Source organism: Hyphomicrobium sp., assembly GCF_019744875.1.
Classification (GTDB): domain Bacteria; phylum Pseudomonadota; class Alphaproteobacteria; order Rhizobiales; family Hyphomicrobiaceae; genus Hyphomicrobium_C.
Genome location: NZ_JAIETU010000005.1, coordinates 36,422 through 61,110, shown reverse-complemented (window position 1 = coordinate 61,110; position 24,689 = coordinate 36,422). Strand labels below are relative to the sequence as shown.

33 protein-coding genes are annotated in these 24,689 nt (G+C 59.3%); 16 read left to right on the top strand and 17 right to left on the bottom strand.

Features of this window, described 5'->3' with window-relative positions:
• Window positions 1–115: 115 nt before the first annotated feature.
• The 3 genes from K2Y42_RS10390 to K2Y42_RS10380 are packed head-to-tail and all read right to left on the bottom strand — an operon-like array spanning window position 116 to window position 2,950.
• Window positions 116–1,570 carry a DUF4328 domain-containing protein gene (locus K2Y42_RS10390; RefSeq protein WP_291151971.1) on the bottom strand — a complete coding sequence of 485 codons (1,455 nt, stop codon included), beginning with the start codon at window positions 1,568–1,570 and terminating at the stop codon, window positions 116–118.
• A 48-nt stretch (window positions 1,571–1,618) separates the two neighbouring features.
• Window positions 1,619–2,083, bottom strand: a complete 465-nt coding sequence (locus K2Y42_RS10385; RefSeq protein WP_291151968.1) for a DUF4760 domain-containing protein — start codon at window positions 2,081–2,083, stop codon at window positions 1,619–1,621.
• Between the two features lie 24 nt (window positions 2,084–2,107).
• The gene (locus K2Y42_RS10380; protein ID WP_291151966.1) at window positions 2,108–2,950 is read right to left on the bottom strand and encodes a hypothetical protein; all 843 of its coding nucleotides are present in this window, start codon (window positions 2,948–2,950) and stop codon (window positions 2,108–2,110) included.
• Between the two features lie 600 nt (window positions 2,951–3,550).
• Here K2Y42_RS10380 and K2Y42_RS10375 point away from each other — a divergent pair.
• Window positions 3,551–3,907 carry a hypothetical protein gene (locus tag K2Y42_RS10375; protein WP_291151964.1) on the top strand — a complete coding sequence of 119 codons (357 nt, stop codon included), beginning with the start codon at window positions 3,551–3,553 and terminating at the stop codon, window positions 3,905–3,907.
• Between the two features lie 5 nt (window positions 3,908–3,912).
• Complete coding sequence (locus tag K2Y42_RS10370) at window positions 3,913–5,034, top strand: hypothetical protein (protein WP_291151963.1); 1,122 nt, start codon at window positions 3,913–3,915, stop codon at window positions 5,032–5,034.
• Here K2Y42_RS10370 and K2Y42_RS10365 read toward each other — a convergent pair.
• From K2Y42_RS10365 to K2Y42_RS10320, 10 genes are all read right to left on the bottom strand, one after another.
• A complete protein-coding gene (locus tag K2Y42_RS10365) occupies window positions 5,031–5,213 on the bottom strand; it encodes a hypothetical protein (RefSeq protein ID WP_291151961.1) in 183 nt (60 codons plus the stop codon). The two genes, K2Y42_RS10370 and K2Y42_RS10365, sit on opposite strands and share 4 nt — an antisense overlap.
• Before the next feature lie 55 nt (window positions 5,214–5,268).
• On the bottom strand, window positions 5,269–6,630 hold the full coding sequence (locus K2Y42_RS10360; RefSeq protein WP_291151959.1) for a relaxase/mobilization nuclease domain-containing protein: 1,362 nt from the start codon (window positions 6,628–6,630) through the stop codon (window positions 5,269–5,271).
• The gene (locus tag K2Y42_RS10355) at window positions 6,627–7,268 is read right to left on the bottom strand and encodes a hypothetical protein (RefSeq protein ID WP_291151956.1); all 642 of its coding nucleotides are present in this window, start codon (window positions 7,266–7,268) and stop codon (window positions 6,627–6,629) included. The genes K2Y42_RS10360 and K2Y42_RS10355 overlap by 4 nt, the downstream gene beginning before the upstream one ends.
• Window positions 7,269–8,515: 1,247 nt before the next feature.
• Window positions 8,516–8,983: a hypothetical protein gene (locus tag K2Y42_RS10350; RefSeq protein WP_291151953.1), complete on the bottom strand. Its 468-nt coding sequence runs from the start codon at window positions 8,981–8,983 to the stop codon at window positions 8,516–8,518.
• Window positions 8,984–9,082: 99 nt separating this feature from the next.
• Window positions 9,083–9,451, bottom strand: a complete 369-nt coding sequence (locus K2Y42_RS10345) for a phosphoglycerate kinase (RefSeq protein WP_291151951.1) — start codon at window positions 9,449–9,451, stop codon at window positions 9,083–9,085.
• A gap of 90 nt (window positions 9,452–9,541) precedes the next feature.
• Window positions 9,542–9,769, bottom strand: coding sequence for a hypothetical protein (locus tag K2Y42_RS10340; RefSeq protein WP_291151949.1), 228 nt, complete (start codon window positions 9,767–9,769; stop codon window positions 9,542–9,544).
• Window positions 9,770–10,145: 376 nt separating this feature from the next.
• Window positions 10,146–10,319, bottom strand: a complete 174-nt coding sequence (locus tag K2Y42_RS10335) for a hypothetical protein (RefSeq protein WP_291151946.1) — start codon at window positions 10,317–10,319, stop codon at window positions 10,146–10,148.
• A complete protein-coding gene (locus K2Y42_RS10330) occupies window positions 10,316–10,651 on the bottom strand; it encodes a hypothetical protein (RefSeq protein ID WP_291151943.1) in 336 nt (111 codons plus the stop codon). The genes K2Y42_RS10335 and K2Y42_RS10330 overlap by 4 nt, the downstream gene beginning before the upstream one ends.
• A 19-nt stretch (window positions 10,652–10,670) precedes the next feature.
• On the bottom strand, window positions 10,671–11,000 hold the full coding sequence (locus K2Y42_RS10325; protein ID WP_291151941.1) for a DUF3768 domain-containing protein: 330 nt from the start codon (window positions 10,998–11,000) through the stop codon (window positions 10,671–10,673).
• Window positions 10,997–11,218 carry a hypothetical protein gene (locus tag K2Y42_RS10320; protein ID WP_291151939.1) on the bottom strand — a complete coding sequence of 74 codons (222 nt, stop codon included), beginning with the start codon at window positions 11,216–11,218 and terminating at the stop codon, window positions 10,997–10,999. The genes K2Y42_RS10325 and K2Y42_RS10320 overlap by 4 nt, the downstream gene beginning before the upstream one ends.
• A gap of 533 nt (window positions 11,219–11,751) precedes the next feature.
• Between K2Y42_RS10320 and K2Y42_RS10315 the strand changes: the two genes are divergently transcribed.
• The 9 genes from K2Y42_RS10315 to K2Y42_RS10275 all read left to right on the top strand — a co-directional run bounded on the left by K2Y42_RS10315 (window position 11,752) and on the right by K2Y42_RS10275 (window position 18,650).
• A complete protein-coding gene (locus K2Y42_RS10315; RefSeq protein ID WP_291151936.1) occupies window positions 11,752–12,834 on the top strand; it encodes an ROK family protein in 1,083 nt (360 codons plus the stop codon).
• A 157-nt stretch (window positions 12,835–12,991) separates the two neighbouring features.
• Window positions 12,992–13,405, top strand: a complete 414-nt coding sequence (locus K2Y42_RS10310; protein WP_291151934.1) for a hypothetical protein — start codon at window positions 12,992–12,994, stop codon at window positions 13,403–13,405.
• Between the two features lie 158 nt (window positions 13,406–13,563).
• Window positions 13,564–14,817 carry a hypothetical protein gene (locus tag K2Y42_RS10305; RefSeq protein ID WP_291151931.1) on the top strand — a complete coding sequence of 418 codons (1,254 nt, stop codon included), beginning with the start codon at window positions 13,564–13,566 and terminating at the stop codon, window positions 14,815–14,817.
• Window positions 14,814–15,314 (top strand): hypothetical protein, encoded by a 501-nt coding sequence (locus K2Y42_RS10300; protein WP_291151928.1) that lies wholly within the window; start codon window positions 14,814–14,816, stop codon window positions 15,312–15,314. Before K2Y42_RS10305 ends, K2Y42_RS10300 begins: the two co-directional genes overlap by 4 nt.
• On the top strand, window positions 15,301–15,879 hold the full coding sequence (locus K2Y42_RS10295; protein WP_291151925.1) for a hypothetical protein: 579 nt from the start codon (window positions 15,301–15,303) through the stop codon (window positions 15,877–15,879). The genes K2Y42_RS10300 and K2Y42_RS10295 overlap by 14 nt, the downstream gene beginning before the upstream one ends.
• Entirely contained in the window at window positions 15,879–16,094 is a 216-nt protein-coding gene (locus K2Y42_RS10290) for a hypothetical protein (protein WP_291151924.1), read from the top strand. The genes K2Y42_RS10295 and K2Y42_RS10290 overlap by 1 nt, the downstream gene beginning before the upstream one ends.
• Window positions 16,091–16,258 carry a hypothetical protein gene (locus K2Y42_RS10285; RefSeq protein ID WP_291151922.1) on the top strand — a complete coding sequence of 56 codons (168 nt, stop codon included), beginning with the start codon at window positions 16,091–16,093 and terminating at the stop codon, window positions 16,256–16,258. The genes K2Y42_RS10290 and K2Y42_RS10285 overlap by 4 nt, the downstream gene beginning before the upstream one ends.
• An 83-nt stretch (window positions 16,259–16,341) precedes the next feature.
• Window positions 16,342–16,716 carry a hypothetical protein gene (locus K2Y42_RS10280; RefSeq protein WP_291151919.1) on the top strand — a complete coding sequence of 125 codons (375 nt, stop codon included), beginning with the start codon at window positions 16,342–16,344 and terminating at the stop codon, window positions 16,714–16,716.
• Window positions 16,717–16,907: 191 nt separating this feature from the next.
• Window positions 16,908–18,650, top strand: a complete 1,743-nt coding sequence (locus tag K2Y42_RS10275; RefSeq protein ID WP_291151916.1) for a TraM recognition domain-containing protein — start codon at window positions 16,908–16,910, stop codon at window positions 18,648–18,650.
• A 240-nt stretch (window positions 18,651–18,890) separates the two neighbouring features.
• Here K2Y42_RS10275 and K2Y42_RS10270 read toward each other — a convergent pair whose 3' ends face one another.
• Window positions 18,891–19,379, bottom strand: a complete 489-nt coding sequence (locus tag K2Y42_RS10270) for a hypothetical protein (RefSeq protein WP_291151913.1) — start codon at window positions 19,377–19,379, stop codon at window positions 18,891–18,893.
• A gap of 61 nt (window positions 19,380–19,440) precedes the next feature.
• On the opposite strand from K2Y42_RS10270, the gene K2Y42_RS10265 reads away from it, so the two are divergent.
• The 5 genes from K2Y42_RS10265 to K2Y42_RS10245 all read left to right on the top strand — a co-directional run bounded on the left by K2Y42_RS10265 (window position 19,441) and on the right by K2Y42_RS10245 (window position 21,922).
• Complete coding sequence (locus tag K2Y42_RS10265) at window positions 19,441–19,935, top strand: hypothetical protein (protein ID WP_291151910.1); 495 nt, start codon at window positions 19,441–19,443, stop codon at window positions 19,933–19,935.
• 271 nt (window positions 19,936–20,206) lie between these two features.
• Window positions 20,207–20,449: a DUF2171 domain-containing protein gene (locus tag K2Y42_RS10260; RefSeq protein WP_291151908.1), complete on the top strand. Its 243-nt coding sequence runs from the start codon at window positions 20,207–20,209 to the stop codon at window positions 20,447–20,449.
• 242 nt (window positions 20,450–20,691) lie between these two features.
• On the top strand, window positions 20,692–21,075 hold the full coding sequence (locus K2Y42_RS10255) for a hypothetical protein (RefSeq protein WP_291151906.1): 384 nt from the start codon (window positions 20,692–20,694) through the stop codon (window positions 21,073–21,075).
• A 224-nt stretch (window positions 21,076–21,299) separates the two neighbouring features.
• Window positions 21,300–21,587, top strand: a complete 288-nt coding sequence (locus tag K2Y42_RS10250) for a hypothetical protein (RefSeq protein WP_291151904.1) — start codon at window positions 21,300–21,302, stop codon at window positions 21,585–21,587.
• A 74-nt stretch (window positions 21,588–21,661) separates the two neighbouring features.
• Window positions 21,662–21,922: a hypothetical protein gene (locus tag K2Y42_RS10245; protein WP_291151902.1), complete on the top strand. Its 261-nt coding sequence runs from the start codon at window positions 21,662–21,664 to the stop codon at window positions 21,920–21,922.
• A gap of 87 nt (window positions 21,923–22,009) precedes the next feature.
• Here the strand turns inward: K2Y42_RS10245 and K2Y42_RS10240 are convergent, their stop codons facing one another.
• The 3 genes from K2Y42_RS10240 to K2Y42_RS10230 all read right to left on the bottom strand — a co-directional run bounded on the left by K2Y42_RS10240 (window position 22,010) and on the right by K2Y42_RS10230 (window position 24,689).
• Window positions 22,010–22,294, bottom strand: coding sequence for a hypothetical protein (locus K2Y42_RS10240; RefSeq protein WP_291151900.1), 285 nt, complete (start codon window positions 22,292–22,294; stop codon window positions 22,010–22,012).
• A gap of 393 nt (window positions 22,295–22,687) precedes the next feature.
• Complete coding sequence (locus tag K2Y42_RS10235) at window positions 22,688–23,326, bottom strand: isoprenylcysteine carboxylmethyltransferase family protein (RefSeq protein WP_291151898.1); 639 nt, start codon at window positions 23,324–23,326, stop codon at window positions 22,688–22,690.
• Window positions 23,327–23,789: 463 nt separating this feature from the next.
• Entirely contained in the window at window positions 23,790–24,689 is a 900-nt protein-coding gene (locus K2Y42_RS10230) for a cation diffusion facilitator family transporter (RefSeq protein ID WP_291151896.1), read from the bottom strand.

The window sequence follows — 24,689 nt, the reverse complement described above, 5'->3', positions numbered from 1 at the left end:
GGAGTCATTGGGAGAAGGGGGATGTCACCTTTGCGGTGAACTTAGGATCGAGCTTCTTCATGTCACGATTCGGGGGGCTTCACCTCGCTGATTGAAGCCCCCGATACGAAGCTGGCTAGCGGCAGGACGTGGGCATGGCGCGATAGGCTTCCTTGAATCCGGCAAGATCATAGGTAGCAGTAACTGCGATGTTGTTACGTGCCGTGGCGCGCGTGACGAGCCTGTCGCTCTGGCCGATAGCGCGCAGAACGACCTGCGCATCCCATGTCAACCTGACGTTCTTTGCCTCGGGCAGAAAATCCCCGAAGATCCCATTGAGAATTGCCGCGGTGCCATCAGCTACGGCACCCCCTTTTGATTGTGAGAGCACGGTCCAGTCTTGAGACGGAACGAAGGTCAGTTGTACGGGATCGTCGTTGTCGACTTTGAGGATCACGTGGACGAAATCGAGCGTGCCGTCCGGGGCGGCATCTTTCATCGGCTGCTTGTAGTCGAAGGCGATGAGCGGCTTGCCGCTGCTGCACTCGATGATCAGGGTCGGCGGAATATTGGTGCCCGTTAGCTCGCTTGGGTGACCGTGAGCATAAATACCCTTTGTGCCGTTGATGGGATCAGCCCCGGTGCTGATCCGCCAGTTCGCTGAGCCGCCGGCTGTCGAGGTGGTTGTGGTGGAGTCGAAGATGCCGTGCTTGGCGGCAAGTCCTGCGAAAATGAGGACGCCAAGTGCCGCTGTAGACCAGGAGAACCCACCGGCATTTTCATGCGCCTGTTCGGATGTGGCCGGAAGGCGAGCGTCGTGCAGTTCTGTGATCTGGTTGACGATCTTGTACAGGAGCAGCATCGCGGTGACATTGATGATCTCCAAGAAACTGGAGATGACGGCGCCGACGTTCGCCACGTTCTTGATGGCGAAGCTGTCGCGACGAACGTAACTGACAAAGACGAGTAGGCCGATACTAAGGATGAGGCCGATCCAGAACAGAATCCACCACGTGCGCAAAGCGCGCGGAGTTTGCCCATTGATCCAGTCTTGCCCGTACAGTGACCCGCGCCAGAGTTGGGAGAGCGCGGCGTAAGGTTTCCAGAAGAATGCAATCGGGACGAACCACCAGCCGACCGCGCCTATTGGCCAGATACTGAGCGGGGCTCCGATGCGTTGCAAATTCTGCGTGCCGCGGTAGAGCCAATAAAAGAACACTACCGCGAGAACCAGTCCCGCCAGCCCCTGAAGCTGTGAGAGGATATCGTCCGATACGGCGCCGATGATGTCCACGGCGGCAATCGCACTTGCCTTGTCATTCTGCGAGGCCAGTGCGATGACCTGTATTTGAACCACAGCGGCGAGCAGGCACGAGATAAGGATCGCGCCGCGTAGAATAGTGGCAATCGGGCCGAGCGGGCGCGGGGGGAGGTCGTTAAAAGGGGCTGCACGGTGATTGGGCGCGAGTATAGGCGCTATATAAGTGGGCTCTGCCGTCTTGGTGATCGTCGCGGAAAGCTTCTGATACTCGTCGAGTGTGATTTCGCCTTTGGCGAGGCGGGCATCAAGTATGTCTTGAGGCTTGTCCATGATCGTTGATCCAGATGAGAGGGAACCGCTGCCCGACACGCGGCGCGGTTAGCACTGGCGGCAGTACCGCGTGACGAACTCCTCGAAGTCGCAGTAGACGCGGTTGTTGCTGAGCAGAGTGCGCCGCGCGTCGATGAACGGTTTCAACGTCTCGAAGGCATAGCGGAACGTCGATTTGCGCTGGCTCAGGACGGTTCGCCGGTCCAGATCACCCCGCATGAAGGCAGCGGAGAGGAACTCGTAGTAGCCGAGGAGCTGGAGAATATCTTCGCGCTCGTTCGTTTGAACCGTCGCGTAGTCGGGCTGGAGGTTCTTGATCCGGTAATTGACGACTGCGTCGTGAGTCTTGAAGAGACGGTCATTGGCGAGAAGGGGGGCAAGGACGTTGAGGGTGTACTCGCGCCGGTGCCGGTCATTATTCTGGCGATATCCGAAGAAGCCGACGATGACCGCGGTTAGAATCGAGAGAACGGTAGCGGTTGCTTCAGGGTTGGAGAGCAGGTGGTTGGTCATGTGCGTCACTCATAAAAATGGCTGTCAGTGTGTGATGCGGTAGGTCGCTGTGGCGACGGCGCGTTCTTCTTGCGGGAGCGCTTGCAGGCCCTTCGCGATGCTGTCGATCCAATACCCGGGGATGGTCCACGGGCTCGATCTTTGGATGTCGTTCTGGGGCTGGCCGGGGATGTAGATCGGGTTGCGCGTCCAGACGGCGAACAGTCGGTAGCGTCCCGGATCGCCCGTAACGACGATGGTGGGATATTCGTCTGAAGTCGGAATGCGTATTTCCTTCGTGTCGACGGTGCTCGAGGGTGCAAGCACCGACGGCATCAGGCAGGTGATGGCTGAGAGATTGTCGGAGACGACGAGCAGGTGTCCGGGTCCGGGCACAGTTGCGGTCAGGATGACCTCGTCGTCATAGGCGCAGACAACGTCGCGGGCCGGTTTGCCGAGTGACCGGAGGCCAAGCCCGTGTGCATGTCCGTTTGACGTGCGCACGATTTGAAGGGCGCAGCGCGGGCTGCGCTTCTGAGCCAGGGCAAGAAGCGTCTTGCGACCGTGCGATCCGGCCTTGAGGCCGTATGTTCCGACGCCGGCAGTGCGCAGAGCATCTTTGAACTTCGGCATCTCGAGGAGGAACACGGTGTAGTCGAAGACGTCTCCGAGATCGAAGATTTTGATCAGTACGGAGAGCTCGCGGAAGTGAACGGCTTCCTTGCCGATGCGCTTGCGGCGCATGCTGGCGTCGTTGGTTCCGAAGATGCGAGCGAGATAGTTGCTCCGGAACATCATTGGCTCGTGTCGGTAGCCAATGATCCCCGCGAGATGATCGATTTTTTTTCCGAAGTCATTGTCGACGTAGGAGCCGTCAATTTTCGGCATGGTTGGTCCTCAAAAAGGCAAGTCAGAAAATTCGTTTTATTGGGCTGGATGCGGATGCAACTGTAAAGCTCAGGGAATCTAACGAATGCGCCATTTTGGAAATGGCATTCTTTATTTTTCTAGCCGACCACGGGAAAACCATTCTACTTTTCGCGTTAACTAGTTTCAGGTTCCAGCGCAGCCAATGCGCGCGGCTTAATTTGAGGCGCAACGGCGGGGAGGCCCTAGCCGGTACTCCTGCGCTCATTTGGGGAATTCAGTCGGGCACGACTGATGCCGGGAGGATGCCTGCCGCGTACGTCGGACCGGGCTCGGTCTCGTGGATCGACGTTTGTGTCATGTGCGTCCCTCTAGGTCGGAGATCGGACCGAGCGAAGGGCCGCAAAGTTCCTGCCTGTCGCCCCCCGTGCATGCGTTGAAGCTCGCGCGTTGGGGCGCATGCGAACAAGAGGAGGGAAGTAGAGGTAAATTGTTCTTTGTAACGAACACCAATGCCTGCGCGGCGCGCGCGAGTGCTGCCGTGTAAGCCTCCCCGATCTCCGCGAAGCGGCGGCGAACGGTTTCTGCATAGAGGGACACCTGATGAGGCCAGGCCGATGTATGGCCGCTTTGGTGATCTCGCCTTTACGCCTGAACACGACGTCAGGCCCCTTGTCTTCCGGCGGTCTGTTCCCATTTCGTTCTGTAGCACTAGGATGTCAGTATTGGCGTGTGACGCGTGAGGAGCGGATGGATGGCCGGGGTGACGATGATGAAAGGATGCGATCGCGGTTCGATGGTGTCGGGGGTGTAAAGCCACAGCAGAAGATCGAGCGCGTGCAGAAGAATTTGTCGCTCGAGAAGCGCGACGTGGCGCGTCTTCTGGCACTGGCCAGACGAGATGCGATCAGTCAGGCGCAGCTGATGAAACGAGCGCTCGATGCGTACGAGGACCTGTACGGCAAAGCGGAGGTCTGATTCCCTTGCGTGTGCTTCTGACAAGCCTCTGCGTGATTGCAGCGGTAGTGATGATCGTTGTCTCGGGGGCTATGAACTTCCTGTTCATGCGCTCGCTCGCTGCGACGGAGATGGAAGGCTATGTCTTGGGCGGGGCGTCTGCTGCGGCGGACGTGTTGAAAGCCAGCCTGCCGTGGTTCATCGCGATCGCCTACCGCAGCAGGCGGTATGTGTTCACTGGTTTTGGCAGTCTAGTCTTCGCCGCATTTTCTCTGTTCTCGCTTGCTTCCGCGCTGGGCTTTGCCGCGGACGCTAGGGGCGTATTGGTGGGGTCGCGGGAGGCTGCAGCTAAGGAGCTTAAACGTCTCGAGGCAAAGTCCGTTGAACTTGGGCAGGAACTTGTGATGTTGGGCCAGGTCCGCCCGGAGAGTGTGATTTTGTTAGAGATGGCGGCGCTGAAACAGGACCGTCGTTTCACCACGTCGAGCTCCTGCACGAACGCGACAGCACGGACGTCGAGAGAATTCTGCGCACAATATCTTAGAGTCGATGCTGATCGCCAACGCGCGCTCGAATCTGTGCGCGTCAAAGCAGAGCTGACAATGATCACTAGCGCTATCGCGAACCTCGAAAAGCGCGGCGCGGGCGGGGAGGCTGATCATCAGGTTGCAGTGCTGGCGACGCTTCTCGACAAGGAACGGGACTCAATCAGAACCGGTTTGGTGGTCGCGGTTGCCTTTCTGGTTGAGCTGGGTTCAGGTCTTGGTTTGTGGCTGGCGCTGGGTCATTCAGATCAGCGCGGCGCGAAAACGGAACGTGACACGCGGCTAGTGGCTTCGGCATCTGCGTCTTCTGCTGCGCACATCGAACCGAAGCCCCAAGCGAGGTTGTTGCCGCCGCCGCCGATCGTGAGGGCTACCGGTGCAGTCATCGATTTCGCGCTTGAGCGTGTGCAGCGCAGCCAGAGGGGCGGCGTGACGCTGTTCGGCCTTTACCGCGGCTATGAGAGTTGGTGTCGCGATCGCGATTTTGATCCCATTACTCAGGCCGATTTCGAGCAGGCATTCGTCGCCATGGCGGAGACGTGGGGAATCCCACGCGAGGGCGATCGCTATGTGTGCGTTCGCATCGGGCAAGCGCTCGCCTAGCGGCGAAGTCGCGGCGCGCGGGAAGGGTCGTCGCGAGTTGGCTTCGACGGATCTTGCTCACGCGCGCGCTCCCGGGATTTCTCCTGCGCCTTTTCATGCGACTGCTCGGGCGTGCGGGCACCGTCGAAGCGTCGGCGCATCTCTTCCATCTTTTGGTCATGGCTGCGCGTGTCGGTCATGGGAACTCCCCTAGGCTGTGTCGTAGATAGGCGCGAGAGTTGTTGCATTCAACGGTTAGCGACGCCTGCGTCTGCGCCGTGGCTGATCGGGTGACGGCTCTGCGCCTTCGTCGCGCACATAGGGATTGCGCGGGCGATGCGGTCGGTCGGGATTCCGGCCCTGTGCGCGGGTCCATTTTTTCTGTACCGCGGTTTGCTCTTCGCCGTCGCCGGCGAGTGAACTCCGTGTATCGACGGTCGTTGCGCCGAGACTACGCACAACAGACGCCAATCCGTCGTCCTTGCGATCACGAGTGGCTTGCGCGTATTGCGCTTTAGCCAGTTTGGTGGCGCGCTTTTCGCCTTCGGACTGGCGACGCTCCCGGGTCGCAAAATATTGTTCGTCACGCATCAATTCTGCGGCGTGGCGGAACTGCATGCGCTGACGTTCGAGGCGTAGCGTTCGCGCGAAAGGTGCGCGCGCTTCCGTAAGGCGGATCTCGACGTTGTCGCGAGCATTGATCAGTTGTTGCAGGCGGCGCTTGTCGGCCGCTTCCTGACCGGTGAGGCGCTTGACCGCGCGGGATGCGATCGCGAACAGCCCGGCACGGCTCATGCGCTGGGAGAGGGTAGCAATCTCGATGTCGATCTTGCGCTTGTCGCGACCGTAGCTCTCGGAGAGGTGCTTTTTGAACAGGGCAACGGCGCGGCGCTGACGATGCGCCAGTTGCTGCCGGTCGCCTTCTTGCTGTGCGCGCCGCTCACGTTCAACCTTGCTACGGGTTTTGCCACGGTAATTGCGCATCAACGCCCAATCGGCGCGCGGCACCTGGGCATACTTGACGAACTCTCCGCGCTTGCGACGGGCGTTGTTCTCTTCGCGCTGGTGCAGGATGGTAAGCTGGTGCTCGCGCGAGAACTTCTGCGCGAAGCTGGATAGCTTGTAGAAATCCTTTTGGCGGCTGATCGTCTGTCCGGTCTTCGGATCGATGGGGCAAACGAGTACGTGGACGTGGGGCGGGACGGAATCCTTGTGTTCGAGGATGACCGCCTGGCAGCGTTCCATGCCGAGCGCCTTCAGCGCGCCGTGCGCCGCGCGCTTCAGCATGGCGGAGTCGACGCGCATGGCATCGTCCGGAGCAAAGCGCAGCGAGAAGGAATAGACCGGCTTGGATAGCTTTCGTCCGGGCCGGTAGGGTGTTGCCGGCGAGAGCTGGTGATGGTGCTTACGCTTGATGTCGTCCTGATGGATCGCCGTCCAGGCCATAATGGCACCTGCGCGTTCGACATCGCGTTGCCGATCGGCGCCGGGAATGATCGGCAGGTTGACGAACTCGACGAAGCCAAGGCGCTCGGCTGTCGAAGCCCCGACGTCGTGACTGAAATAGAGGAGGGCTCCCTTGTAGGATTTGCCCGACTTGGCGACGCGCGGAATCATGGGCCTGGTTCCTCCGGGCTGGGCAGACGTGCCATGAGGGCGGCGATGTCGGCGAGCACGCCGTGTGTGTAGGGGGGCAGGGCGGTGTCGCCGTCGCGCCGCTTGGCTATGGTGTTCACGGCGCGGGTAATCTGATTGAGGTTGCGGCCGACGTGGGCGAGCTCTGCGGCAAGACGTTGCTGCGCCGCTCGTGCATTGTCGGCTGCGTCAAGCTGGGCCATCAGCCTGTCGGAAAGATTGGTGACAGCCGTGAAGGCGGCGAGGGCTTCGGCCGGCAGGCGTTCGCCCCTGCCGAGCTTCGCCGCTTCGGCAGCGATGACGAGAGCGATGTCGTTGAGCTGGGCGATGTGCGTCATGTCGGCGATAGAGGCCGCGCGGGTCACTTGGGTGCCGAGCGCGGCCTGACGCACGAAAGAGGTAAGCGGCATGCCGGCGTCAAGCGCGTGCTGCTCGAGCTGATGGCGCTCGACTATGGAAACCTTGATGGAGAGAACATTGGTGCGGGCGCGGCCATGCGGCAGCGGCTTGCGGCCCGTGTAGCCAGCAGGCGGGCGATGCGATTTTAACCCGGTCGGGTCGCTCGCCGCCGCCCCTTGAGACACAAGGCGCGGTGTTGTTTTCGGTGACGCATTACGCATGACAAACTCGGCTCAAACCGGCGCATCGGTGATCCGCCGTGACACGCCATGACCCTAGGGCATGTGCGGTGTCTGGCCTTGGGTACAGGTTCAGGAAAGGGAGCAGCGCCTGCGCTCCCTTGGTTCCTGACCAGAACGTTTTGGGCTTCCCAAAACATATCTGGCTACCCCTTAGCCCTTTACCATGAGTTGTGCGGCAAGTCCACTGTTTGTTCACAACAGTTCAGGTTGCGTTCAGGGTGAAGACGGGCCAAGGGGTAGGCGCGCATGAGCTAAGAGCGATGCGCGCCGGCGACGACGTTGGTCCCGCTGCGGCGGGCCTCGTCGTGCCATTCGGTCGCTTCAGCGACCGTGTCGGTGCAGCCGTGGAAGGGCATGTGAACGTCTCAAGATCCATCGTAAGCGGATACCAAAAAATCGTACTTGGCGGTGGCCGCACCGACAGCCCCGCCGGGCCGTCGCTCAACTATGGGTCGTGTGAAAAGTCGTCGCCGGTCGCTGGGCCCGGCGGGGCGAGGGGCGTCGCCCAGATGCCCCCTCGGGGCCTGCGGCGCCTCTTGCGAGTGACCGGAAGCGCATCGGAAATAGCATCGCTCCGCGTCGCGGTGGAACAAGCTAGGACTAGCACTAGTGTGTTTGGTCACCCGCATTTTGGCGGCCGATGCGGCCGCCGCTGGCCCCGAAACGGGGCCGGTCAAGGGACATGTCTAGTCCTAGTGCTAGAGGCCGATGATGAGGATCGACCGACGGGGTGTCTCTATCTGGTCTCCGCGATTGACCGACACAAAACGGGCGGCGCCTTTGCGACGGCCGATTGCCGCCTGCGCTTTATGGGGCGGCGGACGCGGCGCGGCAATGCCGCGCCGCGAGTGCGCTCCGCTTAGGCGGTGCCGGCCAGAATTTCCGAGACGGTGGCATCGTCTGCTTCTGCGAAAAAAGCGGTGATGTCGTCGGCGTCGATGGCGAGCGTGGCTGGCAGGCGGTCGTAAGTCGTAGGCATGAGATAGTCTCCTCTTTGTTGTGTGCGGCCGGACTAGTCCAGCCGATGCGCCATCTTCATCGCGGCGGAACAAGCCCGAAGTCCACGCACCGAAACGTTAGCGAGCCCGGCGCAAGCGCGCCGTTGGCGAGGTTATGTTTCGCAGGCGTTGACGAGGGCGCCGCCGCGATAGGCGCAATCGGTGAGGCTGGACGCCAGTCTGGATGCACCCCGACGAAAAGACGGAGATCCTACGTTGGCGCGTCGATCAGCCGCCGGCCTGAGTGCGCGGCTTGAACGGAACGACATTGGTGGCGGGCGTGATAGCAACGTGCGAACGAACCACCGGCCATCGCCTGAGCGCGGCCATCGTTTCCGCGAGCGGGGCACTGGCCAATTCCTGTGCCAACTGATCGCCGAGACAAAGCCAGACGTTCCAGATGCTGTGCGGGCCGTTGTGGTCCTTGATCGGCAGCTGTTCGCCGAGCCGTTCACCGCGCGTGTGCCCCATGAGTTCGTCAATGTCTGGCGGGTTTTCGTAGTCGTATCCCAGAACCGCCCAGCCCTTCTTGCGGCAGAAGCTGGCGATGTCGCGATCAGGCGTGTTCAATTGTTTGAACATCGACAGGCCAACCAGCCACTCGGCGAAACTGGACGCGAGTTCGTCATCGGTGACGTGCCGCGGGCTAAGAAGCCGTACGAGCGCGTCGGGCAGACTCTTATCGGGTTCGTCCACTACGGGCTGCTCCTCGATTTATCGCTTTGGTCGTGCCATCGGCGGGGCACGGCGATGCGACGACCGGCGCGGCGATTGCCGCGCCGGTCGGCCGAGCGATCACCACCAGCTATCATAGAAGACGGTGAATCCATTCGCCAGCGCGCCGCGCGCTTTGCGGATGAACTCAAGATCGTCATCCGTTTCGTCGCCAAGCGATTCTCCGAGGAAGAATCCAGATGTGGGTGGCAGCTTTCCGCCTTTGATGGCTGCCTCGAGCTCGTCGAGATCGAACGGGGTGATCTTTAGGGTGCAGCAATTGAACGATTCCTCCGTGCCACCTTTCAAGCGATAGCGTTGTTCCATCCAACCGTGAAGGTTTGGATGCTTGCGCCAGTAGTGCAGGTCTATGCACTCAATCGTCGGTTCGAAATCAACGTCGGTGAAGAACCGTTCGTTGGTGATGTATGCATACATGTCTAAGCCCATGGTCGTTTCCTTTTTCTTGTTGTTGGGCTGCGCTGCAGCCGATTTGTTGACGAAAGAAAAACGCCCCGCTTTTAGGCGGGGCGTTTTCGGTTAGCCGGGTTGCGGACCCTTCGGTCGAGGCTTGTTGAGGAAGATCACTCCATCGGCCATGTTCTGCGGCACGATGTTGAGCCGCATGATCGCCCCCTCCTTGTCGCCAGAGCGTCCCCATACGGCACCGATCTCGACGGCGTTTGACAGCTTGGGATTGCCATCTTTATCCGTCTCGCTCGTCGGCGAGCAAAACGAGACTCGGTAGAGCGGTTGTTTTTTTGACATCGGTTTTTCCTTTCATATGCGATCCGCACCATTGCGGTCGTAAACCCGCATCGACGCGGCGGGGTAGCGCGACGCGCAATCGAAACGAACGCCTAGTCCGCCCGGCCGATAGGCCGGATGGCGGGCTTGTGTTTGGGCTCGATTGCGCGAAGGCTCTGCCTGATCGTGCGCGCTGCGTCAGGGTCACGACAGACTGCAATGGGTTGGGGTTCGGCTCGTGATCGAAGGAAAAGCCGAGATCAGGATAAGCGGCCATTCCGGCATCGGTCAGCTTCGCGATGAGCGATGCTCAACGGTGACGACGTGCTGGCGGGCGCGAAGTATGGATTGACGGCCACGGTGCGTTCCAAGGTGGTGGTCCCGCACGGCGTCGGGTTCATTCGATCCAGAACGTGCCAACTGTCATGCCGTCGCTATCTTTCAGCACTGTTCGCACCTCGCCCCAGAGTTCAACTCCGAACATAATGTTCCGAAGAATTCTTCCAAGTTCGGATGCGGGCGCGTCTTCGAACGCGCGGCTGTCCATGTCGACGACGATCTTGGCTTTCATTGTTCGCCTCCCGTGTAGGGGGAATCCATCGTCGGCTGTCCAGCATGACCGGTGATATTCATGTTGTCTGTGGGGGCAATGAAGAGCGGTATGATCACGACCTTGTTGCCCACCATATCCACTAGCCCGACTGCGGTCGTGGCCTTACCATCGACAAAGCAGGGGTAGGCGACGACGCGCTCTTCAGGCGCGTTCATGATGGTTCGTAATGCCATTTCGTGTTGGTGCCGGAGCATCGGGTAGTTGTCGTGTGCTGCATTGAACAGCAACGACATGAAGCCCGCTGGTGGCAGGTTTTTCGGATTGTGCGAGGTATCGTGTTTGTAGTGCATGGTATGGTTCTCCTTTCGATTAGTGTTCGGATGCGAGGTAGATGGTCAGCACGTAGCAAGTGACGGCCGGGTCTTCCGGGTTTTCGGAGCCGCTTCGCATGTCGCGGCTGTAGTAGTCGATCTTCCAGAACACCGTCGGGATGTCCGGAAGCTCGATCATGCCGAAGTCGTGTTCACCGTGCGGGTCGTTGTCCTCGGTGAAGACGTTGAATTGCTGCACGGCGTGTAAGATGCGAATCTGGTCGCATTGATTCAGCGAACGGATACCTTCGGTGGTAAGGACTCGGCCGCCCAGAAATGTTGTGCGAAGCCGGTCGTTCCGATCGCTTAGTGATAGTGTCTGTGTCACAGGACACCTCCCGCGACCGTGGTCATAATGAACTCACTAAGTAGTTGAGCTCTTACGTCGTGGATTTTGCCGCCACTGATGGGCTTGAAGCGCAGGAAGTCTTCGCGCCAAATCTCCACCGCTTGTTTCTTTGCATGAGCTTCGTTCGCGGCTTCGACTTCGATCGTGTATCGGACAGAGTCGGTCAGCGCGACGACGTAGATTGATGTGGTTTTCATCGGGTTCCTTCGGGTTGGCCGACTGCACCATTGCAGTCGTGATCCCCGACGACGCGGCGCTGAACCCGGCGCGCAAGCAAAACGAACGGTTAGATCGCCCCGGCCCTTAGAGGCCGGAGAGGCGATCTTCTGTTGCGGGCTTGCTTGTCGCGAAGGCTATGCCTGTCCGGGTGTGCCGTGTCAGGGTCACGTCAAGACTGCTCATCTGGTGCAGCGTGTCCGCCAACCAGGTATCCGATTGAAATGGAAGTCAGTGTAAGTGGCGCTCGCCGCTAGGCAGTTCCGCGGTCATTCGACCGCAGAACAGCGTAAAAGCTTATGGGGAGCGGTGGCCGTCAAGGACCTGCTCGGACGGCTTCCGATGTCGGCAAGAGCGTCCTCCTCGGGTCCTTGACGGATTTGAACTTGGCGATGGCTCATCGGCATTCACTCTCATCGCAGAACTGTGAAGATACCGAAGCATACGGAACAGTATGCAGGGGGCGGATTATCGCTCTATCGTATGACCGGAAAACTGGAGCGGGGGGGCGGCGATGGAAGGCGGACTCTATGCGGGGATTTTCATCGAACGCGAGCGTGTTCGTGTATGCGTGGCGCGTCATACGGGTAATGATCATGTGAGTGGTGGGAGTCGTCCACGCGCCGAGGTCATCGACGGTAAGACGTTCACTAAGGGCGCCGCCGACATGCTGGCCGCGGCCGGTGAGTGGTTGGCGCGAAATCATCCTGAAGTGGCGGGGATCGGGATCGGAGGGTTCGGCCCGTTCGTATCGCTCGATCCAGTGGATGCCGACGAAGATTATGCTGGCGGCACCTACGGACTTGTCGACCCCAGACGCGCGGACCAACCGTTTCGCGGGGTCAATCTTCCTGCTGTGATTTCGGATGCATTCATAGAGCAGGGCGTCCCGGTGCCCGCTATCGCCGTTCATACGGATGCGTGTGTCGGCGCGCTCGGGGATGCTTGGCTTCGTGGGGTGACCGATTGCGAAGCGAACAACGTCACTGTGTTCCTGATGCTGACCGATGGCGTGGGGGCGGGTTACGTCTCGGGCTTGTCCATCATCCGCGGCGGACTTCATCCTGAGATGGGTCTGATCGACGTATCCTTGTTCGACGACGACCCGCTGCTGAACACGGATCTCGGTGACAGATCGGACCTGGGCTGTGTCGCGAGTGCGCGTGCCATGATCGAACGCGCTAAGGAACTAGGGTTCGACGTTGAGAGCATCGATGACGTCTATGACATCGAGCATAAGCAGCTATGGCCTGTGTGGGCACGCTACGTTGCGAGGGCCTGCCTCGTCTGCACGGCGATGCTTTCCCCTAAACGCATCGCGCTGGGCGGTCCGATGATGCAAAACAAATTTGCGTTGAAAGCGATCCAGGCGCGTTTCCATGATCTCTGGGTCGACCGGTGTGATGGTCCGGCATTCGACTACGAGGGTCTGCACGAGATCGATTATATCGAGAAGGCAAGCCGACAAGGCGATCTCGATGCTATGATCGGCGGCGCGGTGTGCTTGGCGATTTCGGCGAAGCGGCCTACATCTTGGACCGGTCAGAACGTGGTCCCGATCGTGAAGAAGCGAAGCAGCGGTGACATCGAAGCCTGAGAGCCGAAGTGATCGAAAGTCAGGGCGGACGCCGTCGACGCCTGTAGGCCTGGGCGGGCCGATTGACGGCGACACGCGGATTCCGGGGCTGCGGGATAATCCTCCCGCAAAGAAAGGTGTTGCATACAAGTCCCCATATGTGCCAAAAAAGACACATATGGAAAGCCGCTTAAGGGAGGAATTTCGGAAGTCGGTACGGACCTTGTTTGTGAATATGAGCGAGGAGCAGGTCGACGCCTATGTGGAGGAGGGGTTCAAGCTGGATGCTGGGGCGCTGAGAGCAGCGACTTTTCTGGCGAAATCTCGCGCTCAACCTGACCGCCCGCTGCTCTACTCCGAACGGCCGCCGGGCATGAAATTCGAGGAGTTCATGCGCCATGAGTACGCTGAAAAAGGGCTTTTAGCTGATCCTAGCTTCACGTTGAATTCATTGAGGAAAATAGACAAAGATCTTGCGCAGGCATATTCCAATCAATCGCTGCGGAAAGATATCCCCGAAGATATCCGGGTGAAAAAGGCAACCGCCCATAAGAACAAGCGCGAGCGCTCGGCTGGCTCGGCTCAGCCCTAAGATTTTTGCAAAAATTTCGCAATCTTCTTGACGATTAACCCTTAACTGTGTGATTATCGCAACGTCGGGGAAAGTTCCCCGACGACGGTGGCGCCACCGTCTTCTCACTGATCGGATCTGCGGCGGTTTGTGCCGGGATCGACCATAGGAGAGGACGCATGAACCACATCGTTCCCGGGTCCGACTTCGGACCGGCCCCCAAGCCCCCCAGAAAAACCCTGAGCGTCGCAGAGCTCCGTCGTCTTCGTCGGCAGAAGGTTCGCGAACAGAAGAAAGCAAAGCCTCGCGAGCCCTATTTTCTGCCGTTGGTTCTGCAGGCGTGCTTCGCCTGCGCGATGCTGCTGCTCGCCGTCTGGACGCTGCTCACCGACCATTCGGTGGAAGGCAAGCTCAAGGCGCTTTTGATCGCCGGCGGCGGCGCGATTGCGAGCTACCTCATTAACACGCTCGCCATTCATCAGGGCGCCCGGCAATGGGCCTACGGGTTCCACGTCGCCGGCATCGTCTCTGTTTTGGCAATCGGCTTCACCGGCGGCGCATTGTTCGTCGCGACGGCGTCTGGTCTGACGCTGAAGGATGTCGCGGGTGTGATCCTCGCTGAACGAGCTCAGGTTCAGGCGCATGTGGTGTCGAGCCGGGTAGAGTCCGCCCGCCGTGTCGAACGATATGTCGCGGCGGCTACGTCGATATCCGTCGATCTCAAAGGCTTTGTTGCCTGCGAGGATTCCGATGCCTGCATAAGCGGCAAGCGCGCCGGCCGGGGTGCGGTCACGAAAAAGCTCGAGCTTCTGAGCACGCGCGCGGACCAACTGGTCAGCCAGCTTCAGGCCGGCCAGACGACGGGCGCCGCCGCACTTGCATCGATCAACGGCTTGCTTGAATCCTATCAGACGACGATCGCATCCGGCGACGATGTATGGGCCCGGTGGGGTGCGGCGAGCCTGATCGACGCCAAAATCGGACAATCGCTCGCAACCGTAGAAGAGAGCCTGCCCATCTCCGCTGTCCACGCCTACGCGGGAGAGTTGGAGGCGGGTGCGGTCATTGACGGCAATCCTGTTGCGACAGCACGCATCACGCAGATCCTGCAAGGGCATGGGAAGCGGCTGCGGGAGGTCGACGTCGGTGGCGCCGAACGCGCCGCTCTGCCGCCGTTTCCGGCGCGACCGGGCGTGACGACGGCTTTGAGCTACGGCCTGATGTTCCTTCCCATACTTGCGCTGTGTTTCGTCACGGATCTGGCGATCCCTCTCTGCCTTTTCCTGCTGAGATACACCCAAGAGCGCCGCGAGATCGAGGAGGAGTTCGGGCGTTACCCGAACGATGACGAAGCGCTCGTTCCAGGAGAAGCGGCGCCGGCTTTCACCGGCATGCTTCAGACGAAGCTCTTCGGCGGGCGTCCCTCGGAATGACGATGTGGCAGGTACGGGCTGAGCGGGCAATTGTCTCGCTCTCCCGGGGCCTGCGGCTGCTGGCGATCTCTGGTGCGGCAGCCATGGTCTTTTTCGCGATGTTCGCCTTCATTCTTTGGGACGTCGATCCCATGGAGGGACGCAGGCGGCTCGAGCAATGGCGCCTCGCTTGGTTCGGCTCGGGGAGTGACGTGACGGCTGGCGATGGCGTGCACTTCATCGCCCGAGAAGTAGACGGGATCGCGTTCCGGACAGGTGTCAAAAATCTCGGCGGTGTTGAACTTCGTCACTGCTATGCGTGGCGCAATAGTGAGGGTCGCCCGGATCAAATCGTTCAGTTGGCGCAGGGTGGCGGTGTCGCGGGCTCCCCGCTCGTGATCTGGAACGACGATATCACGGATCAACAGTCCGGAATCTTCGGAAAGTCGCCCGAGGCGCTGATCTCGGTCGCGAAGCGCGGCTGTGTGTTCGAGGGAGCAAGCGATGATCAATTCTGATGTCTCACTGCCAGGTGCCGTCGTTGCCGCGGTTCTCGTCATCGGAGGGCTTTCCGTCGCCGTTGCCCCGGAGGTCGGCGAGAGATTGGCGCGCAACTCCGGAGCGATTCAACTTTGCGAGAAAGGACTGCTCAAAGAACTTGAAGCTGCGGCGATGCGTGAAGCGAATGCGATCGAAACGCCGCCGGCACCCAACATCGATCTTGGAGTCGTCTTCGGCGGCTTGCTGGGAGGACGACCAGGTTCGGATGCTTACATGGAGCGATACGGTCCCCAATTTAAAAATTTGGGCGATGCCATCACCGCTCCGATGAGGCAGCAGGCCGAACAGGCGCGTGAGGTTGCGCGGCGCAAGATCGAAGCGATCGAAGCGCAATTCCGGAAGGACGCGGCGACGGGTGCGAGCCAATGCGAATGCAGAGCGATCGCGGCTGTCAACAAGGGCCATACGTCGCTCGCGGTTTTCACCGCAAGCGGCGGGTTGGTGGCATGGCCACCTGTAGGAAATTTTCCAGCCGCTATGTCGGACCCAACAACCGTTGCTGAATGCAAGGGAGTGTCGTGATGAGAGACAGTCAGAAAGAGATATTCGGCGTAGCCGCCATTCTGGGATTTTCGGCGGATTCGCTCGAGGAGTTGAACCGCTTGTACCCGAACTGGCGCGCGGATCTGCGCGAGATTCTGGAAGAGCTGAGCACGGCCGGGAATGTGGATCACGAGTTGCGCGTGTTGGCCGTTGAAGCGCTGCAGGTGTACGCGGAGTGGGAGGCGGTCCGATGAACCGTACGAGCGAAGAGCAGGAATGCTGTGCCGAAAGACCGACGCTTCTGGTGGTCGATGCGGGGCCGGTCGACATGGATCTGCTGATTGCCGTGATGCTTCTTGCCGGTGTGAAGAAGGCTGGGCTGCTCAGGCCCGACGGCAAATTCGAGGCCCTGATCTAGGGAGCGACTGGAGGAGCGGCGGGGCGACTGAATTCGTCGCCGCGCCGCCCGGGACGAGCTGTTCGAATATCGGGAGTTCGATGATGAGCGAAGAGATTTTGTTTCAGAGCGGGAAGTGGTCAGTGACACGGCGGCTGATCTCGACTCCAAGCAAGGATTGGAAGGCTTCCGAAGTGATGGCCGTCGAGCTTTCGCGGATTCCACTTTGGTCGGCGGTGGCGGTGGCTGCAGCTCTGGCGCTGATGGTGCGCGGGTTGTGGACGATCCTTTACTGGCACGAGGTCGCGATTGCCGTTGTCGTCATCGCTGCGTTGCTTGCTGCGGGGTCGATCGGCCTGCTGCGGGTGTCTATCGAGGCCGTGCGCGGCAGCGAGACGGGGGGCCGCGTTTATGGCCCGATGTACGTCCTGATTCCCATGCGCGCTGCGATCCGCAAGGTGTTGCGGGAGAGGGAGTGATCGAAAATGGTTCCAACACGAAAGGCTCAACGGGAAGCGGACAGGTTGCGGCAAGCGCGAGACGAATATTTTTACGGGAGCGTTCGCGAGCGGATGCGAACAAGTACCGAAATTGAAGCCGAGCGAAGGCCCAAAAGTTGGCTTTGGGATCATTTTATCGAACCGAAGCCATTGGGTGGGCGATAGCTGAAATGGCCACAGAGTCGGAGGAAGCTCGCGGAGAAGGCTTTGTTTACGAGAAGGGGAAGGCGCCGCCCCGGGTGACGACATGGGAGCGGGTGCTTGAGTTCAACGTCAAGGCATTCGCGGCGTGCGTCTTCGCCTTGATGGGCTGGGAGCTCTGGAGTTGGGAGGGTCAGTATCCCCATCTCTATATGCTCGCGGCTCTGCTCTTTGCAGGCGGCGCGTTCATTTCTGTCGATGCCGGCGGCGTATTGCTGGGAGAGTGGCGCAAGCAGAATGCGTTCAACAAGGTTTGGGCGGAGGCTGCGAGATCGGACACCGCGCAGTTTCTCTCAACCGAAAAGCTCGAGGCGGCCGGCTGCTACGAAGGCGGCCGTTTAATCGGCATCGACTTTAACGGCAGGCCGTTGTTTTCCCCCACGCGCATCGAGCAGAGTCATTCGATCGTCATCGCATCAGCCGGGTCTGGAAAGACGTCATGCGGGGTCTTGCCGTCTCTCATCTCTCTTGCGCACGAGATGAAGGCCGGGGCGAAGATCAGCACGTTCGTGTGTGACAGTAAGGATGGTGAAATCGTTGCTCAGATGGCGCCGATGCTTGATGAACTCGGCATCGAGTACGCCATTCTCGACGACTACGATGTCATGAAGGGTCATCCGAAGCGGGTGTCCATGAACCCGTTTGGAGAACTGATCCGGGTCAAGAAAGAGGAACCGCGCTCGTTCGCGGACATGGTGAGCAGCGCAATGTTCACGCTGCATCCGTCGCCTCCCGATGACGGTGGAAAAAACGAATACTTCTATGACTCGGCGCGGGGCCGCGGAGACGTGATCATTCACGATGTGGCGAATATGGAGGGCGTCACGCTTCACCCCGGGGCGATCTGGACCATTTTGAGCGATCCCGATTTGTACGAAGAACGATTGATCCATATCGCAAATAACGGCGATGTGGCGCAGCAGGGGGTCGCCAAGAAGATCCTGCAATACATGGAGGACAAGCACGAGCATGAAGCCGCGCATGTCGGGGCAGCCATGCAGGCGTTCTCGGCGTTCGCCGCAGGGAGCTGGCTCTATGATCTTGTCCCGGAGAACGGTCCACTACCGGTCCTTGAACATCGCGATCTCATGCGCCGGCCGATGATGTTGTTCATCGTCGGTCGTGCCGACCAGGCAACGCGCGCGAAAGCGTATTTCGGACTGCACCTTCAGGCAGCGATGCACGCGCAGACCGTAATGCCCCGTCACATCGTGCATTACATAGCTGAAGAGGCCGCAAACACCCCCCTGAAGGAGATGACGACGAAACTTCAGCTTCTACGCGGGCAGGGCGCGCGCATCATGATTGTGGCGACGTCGGAGGCGGGGCTGCAAATTGCTTATGGCGCGCTGGCTACTCGGGTCATCATGCACGAAGCGGTGGTGAAGCAGTACTTTTCTTTCACGTCATATCAAGAGGCGAAGGCGGTCAGCGATGCGCTCGGGCAGCGTGTTGTGATCAAGCCGTCGCTGAGCCAGTCGTCGGACAAGTCCTCGTACGGCACAAGCTGGTCGCTCTCTCGGGAACCGATGTACCCCGTTGATCGCCTGATGTCGATGCCATCGGATTATCAGATCATTCATATCGGACGATTGGGCTTTATCCTTTGTCTCAAATGTCACTCGTCTCACATTGGGCCATACGCGGCCCAGCTGGGCCGCAATCGGGTCGAGGACAAGGATGCGGTCGTCAACATCAAGTTCAATTTGTGAGGAGGCATTCTTGCGGTTCTATGTGTTCGTGCCTGTTGTGATCGCGATCTATGCGCTTGTGAGCTGGCTGGGCTGGCCGCATCCGATCTGGGCCTATGAGTACCATGCGGTCGACATGCACCCCTTGAGTAAGCGGCACTATTTGTCCTGCACGTTCGTAGGCCCAACGTACGGACGTTGGACGGAACCTGCAGAGGACGGTCGGTGCGCGTGGGTGCGGTGGAGGCGGGCCGAATGAGATCAGTTGACGGTTGGCGCGGCAAAGACCGGCAAGTCGTAAGCCAATGCGTATTCGGTACGCACGGCGCACTTCAAACGCTCGAGCGCCAGCCGGGGCGGGATGATGCCAAAGCCCGCGAGTTCGGAATAGACGTCAAAGTAATCCTCGGGAGTGGGGATAAGCTTGTGTGGCCAGTCTTTGAAACTGGTGACCTCCGCAAGTGCGTCGTCGAGATCGGCCTTGCTTTTGACAGGGGCGTTTTCAGGCGGCTCAGCGATAATGTCCAAGTAGAAGTCATGGCACAACCAGAACAGGTGATCGTAAGGGTCTATCTTTTCACGCTCGAAGTGCGCGGCGTAATAAGATTTGCGCCGCGGGATTTCAGCGGCGGGGACGTAGTTCGCGATCCACTGCCAGAATTCGTCTGGGGTGTTCAGCCTCCTGAGCTGCTCCACAACTGGAACGCGTCCATCGGCGTCGCTATCTGTCAAAGCATAGAGCGGGTGCACGACACGACGGTACCCGAAATTGCGTCTCCACTTCAAGTAATCCGTAAACGGAGTTATGGATATGACGATCCGGATGTATGACAATTTCGTTCTCGCGACACTGCGTGACTATGTTCAGGACCTGCAGAAATTACGCGGGCAGGCGGCATCCCGCTTGTGGCGCGAAGCGCGCGAGGTCATCGACACGGCGGCTCGTCTCAGAGAGGAAGAACTGACGCTACATCGGCGGTATTATAAAGATCGTGTCGAACAGCAGGAGGATGTGGTTCGGGATGACGACAAGCCACCTCACAGAAAATTCGAACCCTGGGGCTTCGGAGGAGCGCAGTTCGATGAGGGTCGGGTGACACGTGTCGCCAAGGCGCGCGTCGATCAGGGCCATACGATGCGTATGGCTGAAATCACCCGCAACGAGATCGAGGGCTTGCGGGCGATCAAGAGGGAATCCCGATCGATCGTGCGCCTATGGGGCAGAGCGCGGAGAGATTTCAATGAGGCGGCCGAGCCGGCGCGGCCGCGTTCGCTCCGCATGAGATTCCGCAGGCACAGAGACTAGGGCGTACCATAGAGGGCAGCGAGAGTTAGTCAGCGGCTTGGGGTTAACAAGGTACGTAGGAGTGCGGCTTTGAAATCCGCAACTCCGGCCCAAGTGATGGACCGCAGAGCGAAGGCGTTTGAACTGGACCAGCCCAATCAAAAGAAGAACAGTCCACAATTCAAGCCGGTGTAACCTCTACGCCTGCCAAATGCCGGATCGCCGGTCCCCATGTGGAACCGCTTTAAATCGAGGTGGTTGTGTTCCAAGGCGCACAACCAAGGAGGCCATCATGGCACAGGCTGACCGGATCAAAGAACATATGGAAGTCAAATCCTCCGACGGCGAACACGTCGGAACGGTCGACCGTCTTGAAGGGTCGGATCGCATCAAGCTTACCAAGAGCGACGCCGGCGCTCATGCCGGTCACCATCACTTCATACCGCTCTCGTGGGTCGATCACGTCGATAGTCATGTCCATCTCTCGAAAACGAGCAAGGACGTGACCGCGAATTGGGACCATGGCCACGGATAAATCGTGGGGATGTTACTGGACGACAAGCAGCGTTGAACTTAGAAGGAACGTCAGGAACCGAAGAGTTGGTTGCTTGCTTACCATCAGCAATCGACTGACTCCTCGGTCCGCATATGACTCGACGCCCAATTATCGACATGATGCCATGGCCGCTTATCTAGGCTGAATCAACCAGATCGATTCACATGAGCCAAGCTCGCCGACTAGCAGCGTCTGTCCTCCTCATCCTCCTGGTGCCTTCCATGGTGCTTGCAGCGTTACCGCTGCGGTATTGCATTGGACCCTCGGGACATCAGGCAATCGAGTTTGTTATTGAAGGCGTTTCTCACGGCGGCGCCGACGCCAGTCACACGCAAGCAGCTCAGGAAGTTGACGGCTGCGAGGGCGTTGCGGTATTCGCCGACACGGAAAAGTGCACCGATAAAGCGCTGATGGATACGGCTTCGGCGCCGCCATCTGTCGATCTGAAGCTTTTGTCTCTAACGGCTGTGATTGCCACCACTCTGGCATTGCCGCCATTGCCTCCCACCCTTTCAATACATCAAACCGTTGCCACGCCCATCCGGGATGACCGACATGTCGATCCGCGAATGGAAATCCGCCGCACGGTCGTGCTCCTGATTTAGAGCGCGCGCCCGCCCGCCTTAGGGGCGCGGCAAGCATCGCAATCACTTCAAAACAACGATCCGGCCACCATCGGGCAAGTCCGATGCGCTGCGCAGCGACCGACGCTTGGATTCATCCGAGGCCGGCAACGATTGCTCATGCGCTTCGCGATGTCTGACAAGAACGGCCGTCTCGCAATCAAGCGCGGTGAGCTATGGCGCACCGATCTCGACGGAGTTTTCAGATGCCTAAAGCCTTCAAGATTTCACTCGCTGCGGCAGCACTTCTGCTCGCAGTGCCCGTGGCGGCTGTTGCGCGGCCGACCAGTCTTTATCAGCCCCCGTACAAGGCGCATGCCGCAGGCGACATCCATCAGATCTCCAAAAAGCACCACGGCAAGCACGCCAGACGCAAAGGCTGCCGACTGACGCATGACGGTCTGGTGTGCGGCGGCGGGAGCAATCATGGCGGTGGCCACAAGAACCGTCATGGCAAGGGACACGGCAACGGACATGGAGGGAACAAGCACTAATCGATACGTCAAACGTAGTGGCCGAATAGGCTGGTCTTACTCAACGACAACAACATTTAAATCTGGAGACAACAATGAAGACGACTGCCCGTATTGCTGTTCTTGCACTCAGCCTGGGTGCGCTCTCGCTGCCTGCGTTTGCAGGCGATGACCATGGCCACTGCTCTGGCGCGAACGTGTGCGCGGGCGACGCCGCATGTGAAAAGCAGGGCTACAAGGAGCTCTCGAAGGATGAGTGCTCCAAGATCGATGGCGCCAAGTTCGAGGCCTCGTCCCACGCGGGCGAAGACCATAAGGACGGCGACCACGCCAAGCACGATCACGACAAGAAGTAAGTAACGACATGGCCACGCGGCGTTCAACGAGCGCCGCGTGGCTACCCGTTCAACGGGTCGCAACAGGGAGTACGCACCATGCGAGGATTAGCAACTCTGAGCGTATTGTTTGCAGGCCTCATGGCCGTGCTCAGCCCGGCATCGGCGAATGTCGGCTCGGGCATACTCGGAAAAGCCATCAGTCTGGAGAGAAACCTCACGCAACGCGACGTGATCCAGGTTCGTCATCACCGTCATTGGCGCAGATACCATCACCATCGCCGTTGGCGTCACCGGCATCACCGGCGTCATTGGTATGGCCTGCGCATTCACCGCCATCATCATCATCGGCACCACCATTAGAGCGCACGAAGCGTCTGGATTCTTCTCCATGAGGATTCGCCATGCAAGGAAGACATAAAATCCTGTCCGTCGCGGCGATCGTGATGTTCCCATTGCTCGCCACTGCGCCTTCCGCAGCTGCACCTATGCAGGCTGTCAAAGGAGGATACGACAATCACTTTCAAGGAAGTGTCGAGCAGATCGCCCGGCGCTGCCGATATGACCGGCGCGGCCGTCTACGTTGCCGCGGGGCTCGATATCGCATCTATCGCCCGTACTATTATAATCCGTATCCAGATTACGGCTATTATCCGAGATATTGGGGTTATGGATTCGGCCATCACCACCATGGCTTCGGGCACGGCCATGGACACCACGGCCATCACGGTCATCACTAAGACAGCACGGATGCGGGGATCGTCCTCCCCGCATCGCGGCCGCCGATCATGGAAGGTGAATCAGATCCGGTATCCATCCGTAGTGACGCGCGAGCTCTATAGCGTCGACGGCCGGGATCGCGACTAGGAAATAGCTAGATTCCAAAAACGTCCGGTAGACGGCTTTTGGCTGGATGGTTAGCTGATCGACGTCTCGGTAGATGCTAAGTCTTGGCAGAAACCGTGGAACGCGCGTCGCGTAATCATTAAAGGCCCCACCGAATTTTGTTCGGAGATACTCTTCTTCTCTGGATACAACCACCATCAGCACGCAAGCCACGATGAGGGGGCAGACGAGCGTCACGATAAGAGAGCTCGTCTGCGCGCCGATGCCGGCAGCTCCAATCAGGGTGAACAGATAAAGCGGATTGCGCACGACGGAGTAGGGCCCGGTATCGATAAGCTTGATCTTCTTGCTTCCCCCGATGTGGAGCGCGCTCCAGGTCCGGCCGGCGATGGCGATGAAGATCAAGAAAATGCCCGCGTGCTCTATCTGTGCGTAGAATAATGGGTTCGAGTGGAGCCAAACGGCACAGACGAAGGGAAGCAGTAGCCCAAGGAACAGAATGACAATGCCGAGGGCAATGCGCCGCCGCCACTGCACTAGTCTGAGATCAATTTCCGATTGCGTAAAAGTCAGCGACATGACGAGCAGCCTATTCGTTAGAGATGCTGCTTGCTCTTCGCAAATTGCGGCACGAATAGGATCAGCAAGTGCCGACTCGCCGCAATAGAGCATTCGGATTGTAAAAGTTGCGACCTGGAATAGTCAGTTAGCTCTCTATCGAGCACACTTTTCGCTCGGCGAATGGACGCTCTGGCCGATGACCACACAATTTGCGTGATGGTGATGAGGCTGTGTAGCGCTCCAGTCAACTCGCTTTGTGCAAGAGCCTTTGGCGCAAGATCCGAAACTCTTCAAACGCTGTACTCCCGCACGCCAAGGCAGAACGTGGGCTTCGGCGGCGGACATGGCACAGAGCCATGCAATGACTGTGAAGGCCAGAATTTGTACTTTCATGCCAGCAGCCCTTATCCCGCTTGCGTACACAATGCTCCGCCCTGCCGTGCGGCCTTGCAAGCTTATTCAAACGCTTTCTATCAGGAACTTAGTGCAAGCCGTGGTGATCGCGCCCGGACCGGCAATCGGTGCGCTCGACCTGAAAGGTCGTGTGATCAATGTCGAATTCTTCGTGCATTGCTGCTGTCGCTGCCGCGCTTGTGATTTCAGGATCAGATCCATCCGTGAGCACAAGATGCGCTGAGAGCGAGGGCATGCCACTTGTGAGCGCCCAGACATGCAAGTCATGAATGGAGGCCACGCCAGGAATTGAAGACAGGCGCGCGGAGAGTTTGTCGAGATCAATGCCTTCCGGCACGCCTTCAAGCAGGATGTTGGTTGTCTCTTTGAACAACACCCAAGTGCGGGGAAGAACCCAGAATCCGATCGCGATGGCCACGAGGGGATCAACCCAGGTCCAGCCGGTTAGCCAGATGACGAGCGCCGCCGCAATCACACCCACGGAGCCCAACATATCACTCCAGACCTCAAGGTATGCGCCTTTGACGTTCAGGCTCGATGACCGGCCAGAATCCAAGATGCGCATGGCAATGAGGTTGACGACGAGGCCCAATGCCGCGATCACCAGCATTGGCAGCGACTGGATCTCGGAAGGCTCGACGAAGCGCTTAATGCCCTCGTAAAGGATGTAGGCGGCGACACCGAATAACAGCAGCGCATTGAACGCAGCTGCCAGAATCTCGAAACGCTTGTAGCCAAAGGTCCGGCGGTTATCGGCCGGACGAGCGCCGATCCGCACCGCGGCAAGCGCTATGGCAAGCCCAGCCGTGTCAGTCATCATGTGAGCGGCGTCGGATAACAGCGCCAAGCTGCCAGTCAGGATGCCACCCACCACCTCGGCCACGAGAAACGTGCCGGTGAGCACTAACGCCTTGGTCAGCGCGCAGGCGTTGGCATTTCCGGTATTGTGGTCGTGTCCCGCACCCAT